Annotated in this window: 12 protein-coding genes; 6 read left to right on the forward strand and 6 right to left on the reverse strand. The window is 57.2% G+C overall.

Features of this window, described 5'->3' with window-relative positions; genetic code table 11:
- Positions 1–433: 433 nt before the first annotated feature.
- The gene (locus ACP15P_RS11845; protein ID WP_424928677.1) at positions 434–2,014 is read left to right on the forward strand and encodes a M10 family metallopeptidase; all 1,581 of its coding nucleotides are present in this window, start codon (positions 434–436) and stop codon (positions 2,012–2,014) included.
- 62 nt (positions 2,015–2,076) lie between these two features.
- Here ACP15P_RS11845 and ACP15P_RS11850 read toward each other — a convergent pair whose 3' ends face one another.
- The 4 genes from ACP15P_RS11850 to ACP15P_RS11865 form a co-directional block, all read right to left on the reverse strand.
- The gene (locus ACP15P_RS11850; RefSeq protein WP_424928678.1) at positions 2,077–2,886 is read right to left on the reverse strand and encodes an IclR family transcriptional regulator; all 810 of its coding nucleotides are present in this window, start codon (positions 2,884–2,886) and stop codon (positions 2,077–2,079) included.
- Positions 2,887–2,912: 26 nt separating this feature from the next.
- Positions 2,913–4,280, reverse strand: coding sequence for a TRAP transporter large permease (locus ACP15P_RS11855; RefSeq protein ID WP_424928679.1), 1,368 nt, complete (start codon positions 4,278–4,280; stop codon positions 2,913–2,915).
- A 2-nt stretch (positions 4,281–4,282) separates the two neighbouring features.
- The gene (locus tag ACP15P_RS11860; protein ID WP_424928680.1) at positions 4,283–4,942 is read right to left on the reverse strand and encodes a TRAP transporter small permease; all 660 of its coding nucleotides are present in this window, start codon (positions 4,940–4,942) and stop codon (positions 4,283–4,285) included.
- A 110-nt stretch (positions 4,943–5,052) separates the two neighbouring features.
- Entirely contained in the window at positions 5,053–6,285 is a 1,233-nt protein-coding gene (locus ACP15P_RS11865) for a TRAP transporter substrate-binding protein (RefSeq protein ID WP_424928681.1), read from the reverse strand.
- 111 nt (positions 6,286–6,396) lie between these two features.
- On the opposite strand from ACP15P_RS11865, the gene ACP15P_RS11870 reads away from it, so the two are divergent.
- Positions 6,397–8,016, forward strand: coding sequence for a GMC family oxidoreductase (locus ACP15P_RS11870; protein WP_424928682.1), 1,620 nt, complete (start codon positions 6,397–6,399; stop codon positions 8,014–8,016).
- Positions 8,017–8,025: 9 nt separating this feature from the next.
- On the opposite strand, the gene ACP15P_RS11875 is transcribed toward ACP15P_RS11870, so the two are convergent.
- A complete protein-coding gene (locus tag ACP15P_RS11875) occupies positions 8,026–8,760 on the reverse strand; it encodes a sugar transferase (protein ID WP_424928683.1) in 735 nt (244 codons plus the stop codon).
- Positions 8,761–9,074: 314 nt separating this feature from the next.
- On the reverse strand, positions 9,075–11,675 hold the full coding sequence (gene clpB / locus ACP15P_RS11880; protein WP_424928684.1) for an ATP-dependent chaperone ClpB: 2,601 nt from the start codon (positions 11,673–11,675) through the stop codon (positions 9,075–9,077).
- 251 nt (positions 11,676–11,926) lie between these two features.
- Between clpB and ACP15P_RS11885 the strand changes: the two genes are divergently transcribed.
- The 4 genes from ACP15P_RS11885 to ACP15P_RS11900 all read left to right on the forward strand — a co-directional run bounded on the left by ACP15P_RS11885 (position 11,927) and on the right by ACP15P_RS11900 (position 15,519).
- Complete coding sequence (locus ACP15P_RS11885; protein ID WP_424928685.1) at positions 11,927–12,640, forward strand: glutathione S-transferase C-terminal domain-containing protein; 714 nt, start codon at positions 11,927–11,929, stop codon at positions 12,638–12,640.
- A 102-nt stretch (positions 12,641–12,742) separates the two neighbouring features.
- Complete coding sequence (gene pyrF / locus ACP15P_RS11890; protein WP_424928686.1) at positions 12,743–13,435, forward strand: orotidine-5'-phosphate decarboxylase; 693 nt, start codon at positions 12,743–12,745, stop codon at positions 13,433–13,435.
- A gap of 87 nt (positions 13,436–13,522) precedes the next feature.
- Positions 13,523–14,185 carry a hypothetical protein gene (locus ACP15P_RS11895; protein ID WP_424928687.1) on the forward strand — a complete coding sequence of 221 codons (663 nt, stop codon included), beginning with the start codon at positions 13,523–13,525 and terminating at the stop codon, positions 14,183–14,185.
- 86 nt (positions 14,186–14,271) lie between these two features.
- Positions 14,272–15,519 carry a DNA polymerase IV gene (locus ACP15P_RS11900; protein ID WP_424928688.1) on the forward strand — a complete coding sequence of 416 codons (1,248 nt, stop codon included), beginning with the start codon at positions 14,272–14,274 and terminating at the stop codon, positions 15,517–15,519.
- The last annotated feature ends 6 nt before the right edge of the window (positions 15,520–15,525 follow it).

A 15,525-nucleotide genomic window follows, 5' to 3' on the forward strand; every position in this document is an offset into this window, starting at 1 on the left:
CGTTCCAAAGGTTGCGCACATCGATTCGGGCGAAGGCAGGGATAAACGATTTTGTTTCTTCGTACTGGGTCTTTGTTTCAAATCGTAATGAATCGAACGCCCGATCCGGGACCACACCGTCAGACTACCATTGTTAACTTTATCTCGGCAGTCTGCCCAAAGCCCGGATAGGCGCGAGCCCATTTCTTACAAAACCAAATTCGCTGCGTTGGATCAAATCCGGTCCCCTCGCATCGATCGTCATTCCCCTGCCACGTTAAGCATAAAGACAGATAACAGACTGTAAAACTATCATTTTTACGAAATACCCCACTTCTATCCTGTTGATTTCGCCACCCCACAGACACTAGCCAACGCGCGGTGGGTCCAGTTTCGCCGAGACCGTTCCGAAATGGGGCTGTAACGGGTGGGACATTTATGAGTGCGGTGGGATATGGGGTCGGTAAAATCTGATGTGGCCAGCGGCAATCCGTTGATCAACGGATTACTGTATGGGGTCAGTTGGGACGCAAACGTCACCTACAGCATTTCAAATTCCACGGCGGATTACCCGGACAACTACATGGTTTCCGCACTTGATGGCATTCGTCCAATGACCGATGCGCAAACGGTGGCGATATACCAGGCATTGGACGCGGACATGGTGTCGGAGCCGGCTTCCGGGTTTACCGTCGAAGGCTTCACCAATCTGAACGTGATGGGCGCTGAAACTGGACAAATTCGGGCCGGAAGCAGTTCAACTGAAAACCTCGCCTTCGCGTTCTATCCCAGCTACAGCGGCTATGGCGGTGACGTCTGGTTTGGCAATTCCGGCGACAGGCCGGCGGTGGGTAACTACGACTATCACACCGTTCTGCATGAAATTGGCCATGCCGTAGGCCTTAAGCATGGTCAGGACGGTACGCCATATGATCCGGAAAACATCCCGCAGCTGAATACGGCTCTGCCGTCGCAATACGACAGCATGGAATACTCCGTGATGACCTACAGAAGCTACGTGGGCCAGGACATCGGCGGATACACAAATGAAACCTGGGGGTTCGCACAGACCTTTATGATGGCCGATATCGCCGCCCTGCAATACCTGTATGGCGCGGACTACACGGCCAATGCAGGCGATACGGTCTACGAATGGCGTCCGGACAGCGGCAACACATGGATCAATGGCGAGGTCGCGATCAGCCCGGGCGCCAACAAAATTTTCCTGACCATCTGGGACGGAGACGGCAATGACACCTATGACCTCTCCGCCTATCCCAACGATCTGGACGTTGATCTTTCGCCCGGTGGCACCTCGGAACTGGGTTCAAACCAGCTTGCATGGCTCGGCGGTGGTAATGACGACAACGGCAGCTATGCGAGCGGCAGTGTCTACAACGCCCTGATGCACGGGAATGATACGCGCTGCCTGATCGAAAATGTCATTTGCGGAAGCGGTGATGATTTGGTGCGGGGCAACCGGGCCGACAATGTGATCGAGGGCGGCCTTGGGTTTGACACTCTGGTGTTTGACGGCAATCGCGACGACTACGACATATCCTCGAAACACGGTGTTCTGAGCGTTGTCGATCAACGCGGCGTGGATGGCACCGATACGGCGGAAAGCATTGAACTGTTCAGATTTGCTGACGGGGACCATTCCGCGGACCATTTCCTGAACAGGGTTACCGGATCTGACAGGGGCGAATATCTGGCCGGAACCGACGTTGACGACGTGATCTGGTCAAAAGGCGGACGGTTTGACCGCATGTACGGAGGGGATGGTGCCGACCGCTTTGTAATCGGAGCCGAGACCACAAATGGCACCGCGGAGCGCGAGATCATCTATGACTACGAGGTCGGCATCGATCAGATCGCTTTGATGGATGGAGCGAGCGTCAGCCACTTTTCCACGACCTCGAGTTTTCTGGTTGCGCATTTTGCAGGCGACGGAGACCAGCTGTTCATCGGTGGGGACGCTGTCGATCCCGATTACCTGACGTTCACGGCGGCAGATGGGCTGCTCCTGGCCTGAACCAAAAAATCGCTTTCCTGGCGAGCAGGTAGTTCCGGAGAAACCGGAGCTACCTGCATTTTTTAGTCCTCCTGGGTTAGATCGTCCGCCTCGTCCCCGGCGCCACCGATGAGCACCGACAACCTCGACGCCGCACCTTTCAGGACTTCCACATGTTGCTCCGCGTCGCGCAGTGGAAGGCGGGACGCCGGGGCGTGGAACGAAAGGGTCGAAACGAGCCGGCCCTCGGATCCGTAGATTGGAACTGCCACGGCAATCATGCCCTCCATGAATTCACTGTCGTCGGTGGAATAGCCCCGCTCACGTATCCGGCTGACCTCTTCCAACACGGCGTCGGCCGAAACCAGGGTTCCGGGCGTGCGGGCCTCAAAAACGGTTGCTTCAAGATAGCTTTTCAGGTGACGGCGGTTCAGCGTGCTGAGATACATCTTGCCGCTGGCCGTGCAGTAAAACGGAACGCGCGTACCCACCGGAAGCTGGATACGAAGTGGCCATTTTGTCTCCACGCGATCTATGTAGACCATCGCGTCACGATCCGGCAGAGCGAGGTTGACGGTCTCACCCACCTGCTCGGCAAGATCGGTAAGTATCGCAACCCGCGCGGTCCTGATGCGAAGCGAGGAGAGTATCCCCGTCGACATCCGCCGGAGCCGGGCGCCGGGCGAATAGGATCGCCCGTCAATTTCGCGCTGAATAAAGCCTTCCTGCTCCAATGTGGAGAAGAGCCTGTGGATGGTGGGTTTTGGCAGGTTCAGTGACTGGTTCAGTTCAGTCGGTGTAACCGGAACTCCGATCCGCGCCATTTCCTCCAGGACGAAGAGAAGCCGCAGGTTGGTTGGAATGGAACCGGAATTGTCTGAACCGTCTTTCACTTATCATCACCTGCCAAAATCAGCATTTACCCTGAAGAACCTGGAACAAGCACGGTTGACAGGGCCGGGACAAGAGCCACGACCATCCAAACCGCAAGCAACGCCACAAGATAGAACACCGAATACCTGAGAAGCCTGAAATATGGAACGCCGGTAACCCCGGATGCCACATAAAGGTTCAAACCATATGGCGGCGTAATGAAGCCGATCGATGCACCCACGAGGAAAATCACCGCAAACTGCAGGGGATCAACGCCAACCGAATGCGCGATCGGCGCCAATATCGGTGCGAGGATTATCGTCACCGGCAGGCTTTCGAGAACCATTCCGGCCACAAACACGATGGCCATGGAGGTGAAGAGCACGGCGTAATAATCCCCCATCCCGCGAACGAAGTCGCCAATAAATTCCTGGGCCCCGAGAACCGAGAGGATCTGCTGCATGACGACCGACACCGCGATCAGTGGCGCGAGAATGCCTGCGATCTGCGCGGAGCGCATGGTGATCGACGGCAATTCCAGTGGCCCGAACCCCTTCACCACCAGCATTTCGCCGAATCCGCGATGCGCCACGGGGCGGTCCTCATCCGGCGATCCCATCAATTTGTGGATCGGAAGGCTTACAAACCCCACAATGATGCAGAACCCGACAGTCACACCGGCCGCCTCTGTCGGAGAGAATTTGCCCGTGTAAATACCCCAAAGCACGAGACCGATTGCAAAGAAGCCGAGCCACGCACCGACCGCGGTTTTCATCACCCGGGCGAAATCGAGACTGATCAGATGCCCCCAACCATTTCGCGAGCAGATCACAAAAGCGGTCAGCATCATGCCAAAAACCATCATGGCACCCGGAATAATACCCGCCACAAAAAGCTCCGAAATCGGCAGGTTCATCAAGAAACCGTAAACGATGAAGATGATTGACGGCGGAATGATAATGCCGACCGTACCCCCCGCAGCGGCCGTCGCTGCGGAAAAGCGCTCGTCATACCCACCCTTGACCATCTCCGGATGCAGCATGGAACCGATGGTTGCGGTTGTTGCCGAGTTGGATCCTGAGATCGCGGCGAACAGACCACAGGCCCCGATGCTGGCCATAGCAAGTCCGCCCCTCAACCAGCCGAGACAGGAATAGGCAAAGTCGGACAGTCTTCGCGCGATACCGGAGCGGTTGATGAGGTCGCCGGTCAGAATGAAGAGCGGCATCGCCAGAAGCGCGAAACCATCGGTAAACACATCGGCCAGCGCTGCGCCGATATTATCGAGCGGCAAACCAAGCACAAAGCTCAACCCGATCACCCAGTATCCGATGACAAGAAACACCGGCACGCCGAGCATGAAGAATACGGTGACACCCAGTGAGATAAGCGTAATCCAGTTTCCATCCGTCATCTTCAGCCCTCCCCGATCGCGACAGTGCCAATCAACGGATTACCGTTTCGCAGGTTTTCTACATCAATGAGGTAGTTCTCCATCGCCCTTGCCGCGATCAGAACAAAACTGAGCGGTACGGAAATCAGGAACCACCACTGCAGGACGTTGTCCGTCCCGAGCAGGATCTGGAAGTTGGACGCCGAGTTTGCAGCAACCCGTGTCGACGTGACGATCACAACCCACGAAAAACCGAGCCAGAGTACGAAATCGAGCGACAGGCAGAAAAACTGTAAAGGACGCGGCATTGAGGCACGAAATTCCGCGAAGGCCAGATGAGTCCGGAGTTTCACGTTATAGGCACACCCGGCCCAGGTCATGATGAGGAACAGGAAAGGCGGCAATGTGGTCGACCACGGCGCCTGGACATTCAGAATGAACCTGCGAAACACCTCAACGAAGATGATGGCACCAATCAAAAGATACGTGGAGACCATGATCGTGCTCTCCAGCTTGCGTTCCACCCAGGGAATTTTGCTGTAGAGTACCAGAAAAAACAGCCCTCCCAGCAACGTGACTAGAGCGCCAAGCACCCAGGCTCCGGGTCCTCTGAGGGCCTCGCTGAGCATCCACGCGTCATTTGCGAACAGCGCGCTGATTATTTCCCCGATGTTACCAATCATGACCTGCCCCTCCCCACGAGCAGCTTATCTACGCCCGTGGCGTGCCTCGATACGGTTTTGTGTTCAGTGTGCCGGTGGATGGCAGCGTGGCCACCCACCGGAAGGTATCGTCAGGCCTTCCACCAGCGGCGGGGCTCAACGTTCTCAGCCAGCATGTCGACCGGAATCTCGCGTGCCACATTGTAAATGGCATCATAGGTATCGATACCGCCCGCCCAGTTGTTGATGCGCTCACGCCACTGGCTCCAGGGATCGGGATTGAACTCCGGCGAACACATCTCCTCGGCGACCTTGATTTCCTCGGGCGGAAGAAACGCGTTGCGCACGTTGTTTTGCGCGAAAATCGTGTTCGGAAGCTGGGGATCGGAGAAACCGACCGTGTTCACCAGGGCAGCCTCATTGGCGGCCTGAACGTGAACCTGTGCCAGATAGGCGGATTCCATCACGGCGTCCTGCAGATAGCCATCAAGGCTGTCAAAGACCTTCGCCGACATGGCCGTATGCTCGGTTCCGCAGAAGAACTTGAGGTCCACGGACTGGGACACAACCGGGGCCATGTTCGCGTAAGCCACGGCGGAAGCCCAGGTTTCCGCGCCATCAATCAGACCGGTTTTAAGTCCGTCGAGGGTTTCCTCCCAGGCCACCGGCACCGGATTGAGGTTCAGGAGCTGCATGGCGATACGGCCAAGCTGGGTGCCTGTGACTCGGTTTTTGGTGCCGAAAAGCTCCTCAACCTTGGTGACCGTCGGCTTGTCCTGGGCACCCAGACCTAACTGGATACCGCGAAGCTCACAATGGCTGAACAGGAACTTCATGCCATGCCGCTTCTCAAACGGATCGCGCAGAATGCGCTGACTCTCCGGGCTGTAGAGGAAATAATACTGAGAGGCGCGGCTGGGGAACATGTACGCGTAATCCAGCACGTTCAGGTAGGGCGCCGCACCCGCAGAGTTCTGGGTCGAGGCCGCATAGATGTCGGTAATGCCCAGCTGGGTTTTTTCCACGCAGTTGGGCTGACCACAGATCTGGTTGTCGCCGATAAACTCGATCCGGATTTCGCCGTCGGTACGGGATTCAAGGTCGCGGGCGAACTCCAACGCGCCCGCACGCTCAATCAGAAGGTTACGGGCGTTGAAGCCCGCCGCACCAAATTTGAGCGTGTGCTTGGCTTCCTTGGCGAAGCGCTTTTCGTAAGTTGATTCAGCAGCTTTTGCGAGTGACGCGACCGAAACCGTCCCGCCCAGCGTACCCGCAGCGAGCAGCGTCGACGACATTCCATACTGTCCAGCGACCTTGAAAAGATCGCGGCGAGACAGCCCGCCAAGTTTGGCAGCCAATGACATGATAGTTCCTCCCGGTTTGTTATTGAGACTTGTAGTATCATTTTTAATACACTAATTTCACTCTGGCAAGGAAAACATGGCGCCACATCAAACAAAGAAAAGAGCTTGGGGATGGAAACGACCAACACCGACTACATTGTCATTGGTGCGGGTTCAGCTGGATGCGTTCTCGCAAACCGACTGAGCGCGGACCCGGCCAACAGCGTGGTTCTGCTCGAAGCGGGTGGACGGGACTGGAACCCCTGGATCCATATTCCGGTCGGTTACTTCAAGACCATGCACAATCCGTCCGTGGACTGGTGTTACAAAACCGAGCCTGATCCGGGTCTGAATGGTCGCCGTCTGGACTGGCCACGGGGCAAGGTACTGGGTGGTTCCTCATCCCTTAACGGATTGCTTTATGTTCGTGGACAACCACAGGATTATGACCGCTGGCAACAGATGGGAAACCGCGGCTGGGGCTGGGAACATGTTCTGCCACTCTTCAAACGGTCTGAACTTCAGGAGCGTGGCGCGGACGAGTTCCACGGCACTGATGGGACGCTCGCGGTATCGAACATGCGCCTGCAACGGGCCATCTGCGACGCCTGGGTGGCGGCTGCGCAGGATGCGGGATACCCCTTCAACCCGGACTATAATGGGAAGGATCAGGAGGGTGTCGGCTACTTTCAGTTGACGGCCCGAAACGGCCGCCGGTGCAGCTCCGCGGTCGCTTTTCTGAAACCCGCCAAAGACCGAAAAAACCTCAAAATCATCACCAAAGCTCAGGTGCGAAAGGTTGAGATTGATTCGTCGGGCCGCGCAACCGGCGTCACCTACGCGGATGCAGCGGGAACGGTTCACACCATCAACAGCAACCGCGAAGTGATTCTCTCATCCGGCGCCATCGGCTCGCCCCAGGTGCTGATGCATTCCGGCGTTGGTGAACCGGAACAACTGAAGGCAAACGGAATCGACGTCAGAAAGGAACTGCCTGCAGTCGGCAAAAACCTCCAAGACCACCTCCAGGCCCGTCTGGTCTTCAAATGCAACGAGCCCACGCTCAATGACGAGGTTCGCAGCCTGTTCAACCAGGCGAGAATTGCCATGAAATACGCCCTCTTCCGGGCCGGCCCAATGACCATGGCCGCAAGTCTTGCCACCGGCTTCCTGAAAACAGGGCCCCAGGTCGAAACTCCCGATATTCAGTTCCATGTTCAGCCGTGGTCCGCCGACAGCCCCGGCGAGGGCGTCCATCCATTCTCAGCCTTCACCATGTCGGTATGTCAGCTTCGCCCGGAGAGCCGCGGCGAGATCGTGCTGAACGGGCCGGATCCCACCACATACCCCAAAATCCACCCGAACTACCTTTCGTCGGAAACGGACTGCCGCACGATTGTGGAAGGGGTCAAAATCGCCCGCCGAATTGCGCGTCACGCGCCTCTGGATTCCAAAATATCAGAGGAATTCCGGCCCGACAGCTCACTGGACATGGACGATTACGAGGGCACTCTCGACTGGGCGCGCAACAACTCATCGTCGATCTATCACCCCACGGGTACCTGTAAGATGGGAGAAGGCCCCAATACGGTTGTGGATGACCGTCTCAGGGTACATGGCATCAGGGGACTACGGGTCGCGGACTGTTCCATCATGCCCGAGATCGTCTCAGGCAACACCAACGCTCCCGCAATCATGATTGGTGAGAAAGCCAGCGACATGATCCTGGAGGACAGTAAAGTGGCGGTTTAAAACCGACGCCTATTTCGCTCCAAACCCACTGGCCATGACGAAAATCGTGCGGAGGGCTATGTACACGTCCAGGCGTCCGCAGGAAGCTTCGACGTAGCGCTGATCGTACATTGCCTTTAGCGCCGTCGCCTCCGCTCCATCCGCATACCCGTGCTCAATCTGCGCCAGTCCTGTAATTCCCGGCTTCACGCGAAAACGCTCGTTGTAGTGGCCGATCAGTTGCGAAAAATACTCCGCATGCTCAATGGCATCCGGGCGCGGTCCGATTACACTCATTTCACCCAAGAGAACATTGATGAAGTTGGGCAGCTCATCAACGCGTGTCCGCCTGAGAAAACCGCCCAGCGCCGTGATCCGGTCGGTTTCAAGCCCAGCTTCCGGGCCGCGTGCCGTGTCCCCGGACGGCAGCATGGTACGAAATTTGTACATGTAAAACGCCTGCCGGTTTCGGCCCATGCGCTTTTGCACAAACATCAGCGGACCAGGATTCAAGACCGGGTTCACAATCAGAAGGAGCACCGCAAGCAGGAGAATAACCGGCATTGCGGCAAGCGCGCAGCACATATCGAACGTGGTTTTATAAAGTCGGAAAACGGGCGACCATCTGATCCCATTGAGGTCGGATTTGAGAAACCGTTTTGTTCCCCGCCCCTGAAAAAATATCGGGACTTCGAGTTCCAGATCCTGAAAAGACATGCCTAAAATACTCCACGACACCAAGCAAACAGGCAGGAAACCGAACAACCTGAGGTTTCCTACAATTTTCATATTACGGTATCGAAAGAGTAAAATAATCTAAGCGATTTTTAGTAGAACTAATTGAAAAAGTGGTAAAAATCGGAAGCCGCAGTGAAAATTCCGCTTTAGTTCAGTCGCTTGCGGGAATTAACCATCTGATAAAACTCAAGGTTGAATTCCATTAATCGAAACCGGCCTGGAAAATTTGAGCCATTTCACCTGAGTGCTGCGTACCGTTGCGGAGACGATTCCACCTCAAGTAGAAAGCCCCGCTGTTACCAACGGGGCTTCCACTCAGTTCCGGATATGCCTGACCGGCTTTAGTGAACCACGTGCGGGGTGGCCGTCGACTTACCGACATAAAGACCATCCGCGTCCACGGATACCGGCACCACCTGCCCATCGCGGACCTCTCCGGACAGCAGCTTTTCAGCCAGCGGGTCCTGAACGGACTTCTGTATGACCCTTTTCAGGGGTCGCGCACCGTAAACCGGGTCGTATCCGCGATCGGCAAGCCAGGTCATGGCCGCCTCGTCCACGTCGAGCGTGATGTTCCGCCCTGCAAGACGCTTGCCAAGTATGCCCAGCTGGATGCTAACGATACCATCCATATTCTCGCGGCTGAGCCGGTCGAACAGCACGATCTCGTCGAGGCGGTTCAGGAACTCGGGGCGGAAATGCGCCCGCACGGCCGCCATGACCTGATCCCGCGCGGATTCGGCATCCTCACCGTCACCAAGCGTCGAAAGCGCCTGGCTGCCCAGGTTGGAGGTCAGAACGATCAGGGTGTTCTTGAAATCTACCACCCTGCCCTGTCCGTCGGTGAGACGACCGTCATCGAGAACCTGCAGAAGCACGTTGAACACGTCTGAATGCGCCTTTTCGACCTCGTCGAACAGGATCACCTGATACGGTTTACGCCGAACGGCCTCGGTCAGAACGCCACCCTCGTCGTAGCCCACGTATCCCGGGGGCGCACCAATCAGGCGTGCCACGGAGTGTTTCTCCATGAACTCCGACATGTCGATACGAACCATTGCCTGATCATCATCAAACAGGAAATCCGCCAACGTCTTGGTCAGCTCGGTTTTACCAACACCGGTCGGTCCAAGGAACAGGAAGCTGCCTAAAGGTCGGTTCGGATCGTTCAGCCCGGCCCTCGCACGGCGTACAGCATTGGAGACCGCAACCACGGCTTTTTTCTGACCAATCACCCGTGTGCCAAGCTCCTCCTCCATACGGAGAAGTTTCTCGCGCTCACCTTCCAGCATCCGGTCAACCGGAATACCGGTCCAGCGCTCCACGACGCTTGCCACATGCTCGGGCGTAACCGCTTCCTCGACCATGACATCATCGTCCTGGACAGCCTCGGCTGCGGCAAGCTTTTGCTCCAGTTGCGGAATGACACCATAGGCGAGCTCACCCGCTTTCTGAAGATCACCGCGACGTTTGGCGTTGTCCAGATCATTACGCGCGCTGTCGAGTTGCTCCTTCAGCTCCGCGGAGCCCTTCAACTTGTCACGTTCCGAGGTCCAGCGTTCCGTAAGCTGAATGGATTCCTCCTCAAGCGCGGCAATCTCCTTGAGAAGCTTCTGCAAACGCTCCTGGCTTGCCTCATCCTTTTCCTTCTTGATGCCTTCGGCCTCAATCTGTTTCTGCAACAGATCGCGGTCGATTGCATCAAGTTCCTCAGGCTTGCTGTCCACCTCCATGCGAAGGCGTGAACCGGCTTCATCCATGAGATCGATGGCCTTGTCCGGCAGGAAACGGTCGGTGATGTAGCGGTCACTCAGGGTCGCAGCCGCAACCAGCGCAGAGTCGGTGATGCTCACTCCATGGTGAACCTCGTATTTCTCCTTGATGCCACGCAGGATCGAGATCGTATCCTCAACCGTCGGCTCACCGATCATGACCGGCTGGAACCGCCGGGCCAGGGCCGCATCCTTTTCCACGTGCTTGCGGTATTCGTCGAGCGTGGTCGCACCAACGCAGTGCAACTCACCACGGGCAAGCGCCGGTTTCAGCAGGTTCGACGCGTCCATCGCTCCGTCCGCCTTACCGGCACCCACGAGTGTGTGCATTTCGTCGATGAACAGGATGATTTCACCTGCGGCATCCGTCACTTCGTTGAGAACGGCTTTAAGGCGTTCCTCAAACTCACCCCGGTACTTCGCGCCAGCGATCAGCGCACCCATATCCAGCGACAACAGCCGCTTGTTCTGGATTGATTCCGGCACATCGCCATTGACGATCCGCAGAGCCAAACCCTCGGCAATCGCGGTTTTACCCACGCCAGGATCACCGATGAGAACTGGGTTGTTCTTGGTGCGACGGCTCAGAACCTGCATGGTGCGGCGAATTTCGTCGTCGCGACCAATGATGGGGTCAATTTTTCCCTCTCGCGCCGCTTCCGTCAGGTCACGCGCATACTTCTTCAGCGCGTCGTACCCTTCCTCAGCGTTCGCACTGTCCGCCGTACGGCCCTTGCGCAGGTCGTTAATCGCCTCGTTGAGCTTCTGGGCGGACAGGCCACCCTCTTTCAGCGCGTCATTGGCACCGGATTTTGTGACGGCAAGCGCGGTCAGCAAACGCTCAACAGTGACATAGCTGTCACCAGCCTGGTCCGCCAGTTTCTCCGCCTCAGCCAGCACCTTGGCGGTCTGGCCGTCCATATACACCTGGCCGCCACCGCTGCCGGAAACTTTCGGCTGCTTACCGAGCGACAGTTCCACGGCACCGTAGACCTTTTTGGCGTCACCACCGGCGCGCGTAATCAATCCGGCCGCCATGCCCTGCTCATCGTCCAGCAGGGCCTTTAGAATATGTTCGGGAAGGAACCTCTGGTGGTCCTCACGCAGAGCAATTGTCTGGGCCGACTGAATGAAGCCACGGGCCCGTTCGGAAAACTTTTCCATGTTCATCTTGATCTCCTCTCAGCACTTTCCCCGCAAACGCCCGCTCGGCGGCACATTCGCTGAAAGCCTTGAAATTCAGATAGGAACATCAACCTACCGTTGCAAGAAAACAACAGCTGCAAATAGCCAAAAAATTTTCGGCGGCCAAAATTCGCCGTTTCCGTTTGGGAAACTCACTATTCCGCGGGAAGCGGTTGTTTCCAAAACGGCCTCACTTAAGTGGCTGGGAAACGCAACCAAGGCAGGGAGACGACCTTATGCTGGACTCGAAATCAAATGCGGTGGCCGATCACCCGATCAACGCACGCTGGACTGCGGACAATCCGGACGTGTTGCAGCTCTATTCTTTCCCCACGCCCAACGGCATCAAGGTCTCGGCCATGCTGGAGGAAATCGGGATCGACTACGAGGCGCACACCGTCAAACTGAATGAGACAACCACGCCCGAGTTCCTGTCGTTGAACCCGAACAACAAAATTCCCGCAATTATCGACCCCGATGGACCGGACGGCGAGGCGCTGAGCCTTTTCGAGAGCGGCGCCATTCTCATCTACCTTGCGGACAAAACCGGACGTTTTCTGGCGAAGGATGGAGCCGAGCGCTATGAGACCATTCAGTGGCTGATGTTCCAAATGGGTGGCGTCGGTCCGATGTTTGGTCAGCTGGGCTTCTTCTACAAGTTTGCAGGCGCTGACATTGAGGACCCGCGCCCACGTCAGCGCTACATCGACGAGACAAAGCGCCTGCTCAATGTCCTGAACCAGCGGCTTGAGGGCCGAACATGGATCATGGGTGACGAATACACCATTGCCGATATGGCAATTTGGCCCTGGATCCGCACCTTGGACTTTTATGGTGCCAATGAGGCCGTCGAACTCGACAGCTTTGCCAACGTCAAAGCCTGGGTCGCCCGCGCTCTGGACCGTCCGGCATCGCAGGCCGCACTGAACATTCCCGACCGGGACGCCTGATTTGGACGACAGGTTGCTGCCGGTTCCCAGCTGGCGGCAACCTTGACTTTCCCGACGTGACCGGGCAACCGCATGGAAATCCATTCCATGAGGAGATCCCACATGTCGGACGACCGCCTGATTGTTGGCCTGGACGTGCCAAACGCGCTGGAAGCCCTTCAGATCGCGGAAAAGCTCGGCGACAGTGTCAGTTTCTACAAAATCGGCCTCGGAATGCTCACCGGTGGCGGACTCGCACTGGCCAATGAACTTACCGAAAACGGCAAGCGCGTCTTTCTCGACATGAAACTCTTCGACATACCCGCCACCGTGGAACGCGCGGTCCGTGGTCTGGCCCAGTACGATCTGGATTTCCTTACCGTCCATGGCGATCCGCACGTGGTTACGGCCGCCGCGGAAGGGCGCGGCACCAAACCGCTGAAAATTCTCGCGGTGACCATCCTGACTTCCATGAACCGCTCCGATCTGGATGACTGCCTGATCAAACCGGGCAACATGGCTGATCTGGTCGTCGAGCGTGCCCGAACGGCGTTCCGGGCCGGCGCGGATGGGGTCATTGCATCCCCACACGAGGCAGCCGCGGTTCGGGCGCTGCCCGAAGCCGAGGGCAAACTTATTGTTACGCCCGGAGTGCGTCCTGCCGGCTCGGCCGCCGGTGACCAGAAGCGCATCGCCACGCCTGCGGAAGCCCTCAAAAACGGAGCGGATCACTTGGTGGTTGCGCGGCCGGTTTACGCCGCACCTGACCCACGTGCGGCAGCGGAAGCCATTCTCAGCGAGATTGCCAGGATTTAGTAACCGGCACGCCCTTGCCCCGTGATCGCGGAGCAACACTGCACGTAACAGATTAGTGTCTCCCAGCAACGATGTGTGGAGACCGGCATGCCGAACCAAATTCAGTACATTCCCTTCACGGAGATCGACGAGGAGGTACTGTTCCGGGGATTTCCTTCCTTTCAAATGCAGGGGGATACATTCAACGGGGTTTGTGCCGGGAAGGTTCTGCACGTCTTTGAGCTTTCCCGCCCGTCGCGTCGATTCAGATACGGGCTGATTTGCGGACAGGCTCCCATTCCCGCCAACAGGCATACAAACCCCGGAACCTCCGGTCATAAACCTAACAACATAGCTGCGGTCGTTCACGACAGCTGTTCGGTTCCGCACGTACTCCGCGAGGCGATCAAAACTGCTGAAGCGGCCGGAAAGCTGGCACCGATGGAACTCGGCCGGCTCGTCCAGGCAGCATGTGATCAAAGGCTCTTCCCGAATCATGATGATGCCGTGGCCAGCCTATTTCCGGACGCAAACGCGCGGCGCAGGTGTAACATCCGCAAATTCGCGCAGTTCCACGACCTGGTTGATGGCGTTATCGCGAAACCTGAAGCCCTGAACCAATCCCAGGTTCTGCGGCTCGAAGCTGCCTTTCGGAAGGGATTTGGCACACGTATTCGCACCCTGCTGCAGGAAAGCGGCGCAACACAGCCGAGGGAACAGTGGGCGGCTTTGCTCCCGATCCTGGCGGAGGCGGAGCAGAAGGCCGCGTAACCGCCCCAATGTCTTGAGCGGAATTCGATCAAAGGCGAATTCCCCACGGCCGGCAAAGCTGCTATTCGACCTCCATGGAAAACCGGGTGATCTGCCGTGACTGTCTTGCGGAGTTTTCGGGTGGCTCGCGCTGCCCAAACTGCGGCAGTCCGCGGCTGCTAAACCACCCGGAACTCTCCACTCTCTCTATTGCCCATATCGACTGTGACGCCTTTTATGCCGCGGTTGAAAAGCGTGATGACCCATCACTGACCGACAAGCCCGTTATCATCGGCGGCGGCAAACGTGGCGTGGTGTCCACCTGCTGCTACGTTGCGCGCATACGCGGCGTTCATTCGGCAATGCCGATGTTCCAGGCCAATCGCCTCTGCCCCGACGCCGTAGTCATAAAGCCGCGCATGTCGCGCTACGTGGAGGTCTCCCGACAGGTGAAAGCCCTCTTCGAGGAACTGACACCGGTGGTGGAACCTCTTTCCCTTGATGAGGCATTTCTGGACCTGACCGGAACCGAACGCCTTCACGGTGGCTCTCCGGCACAGCAACTCATCCGCCTGCAGCGACGGATTCACGAGGAGATCGGCGTCACGGTTTCGATCGGGCTGTCCCACAACAAGTTTCTGGCCAAGATTGCGTCCGACCTCGACAAGCCGCGAGGGTTTTCCGTGATCGGTCAGGCCGAAACGCTGGATTTTCTCGCCGACAAGCCCATCAATATCATTTGGGGAGTGGGACCGTCCGCAACCCGTTCGCTGCAAAAATCCGGAATTCAGACCATTGCCGACCTGCGCCGCCGGGACCGCAAGGATCTCATCAAATCTTTCGGAACTCTCGGCGACCGTCTATGGCACCTCAGTCAGGGTGACGACCGGCGCTCCGTGTCGGCACATCGACCGGTCAAATCGATTACCAATGAGAATACCTTCTTCGAGGATATATCGGCCGCAGAAGACCTCGAGTGGCACCTCTGGAACCTCTGCGAACAGGTCTCGGCCCGGGCCAAAGCAAGGAACCTGTCCGGCCGGGTCGTGCTCCTGAAACTCAAAACACACGATCACCGCATCGTCAGCCGACGGATGACACTCGATGCCCCCACGCATATGGCCGACAGGATATTCCGCATCACGAAGAACCTGCTGCATCAAAACCTGACGCATGGGCCCTTCAGGCTTATCGGTACGGGCATTTCGGATCTGGTGGAGGTCCTTGAGCCTGAAACCGAAGCCGATCTGCTTGACCCTACATCCGGCAATCGGATTGGCGCTGAACACGCAGCCGACAAGATCCGTGCCAAATTTGGATCCGACTCAATCATCTTCGGACGCTCAATTCGCTGAATCAGC

The organism is Amaricoccus tamworthensis, assembly GCF_049800875.1.
GTDB classification, from domain to species: Bacteria; Pseudomonadota; Alphaproteobacteria; order Rhodobacterales; family Rhodobacteraceae; genus Amaricoccus; species Amaricoccus tamworthensis.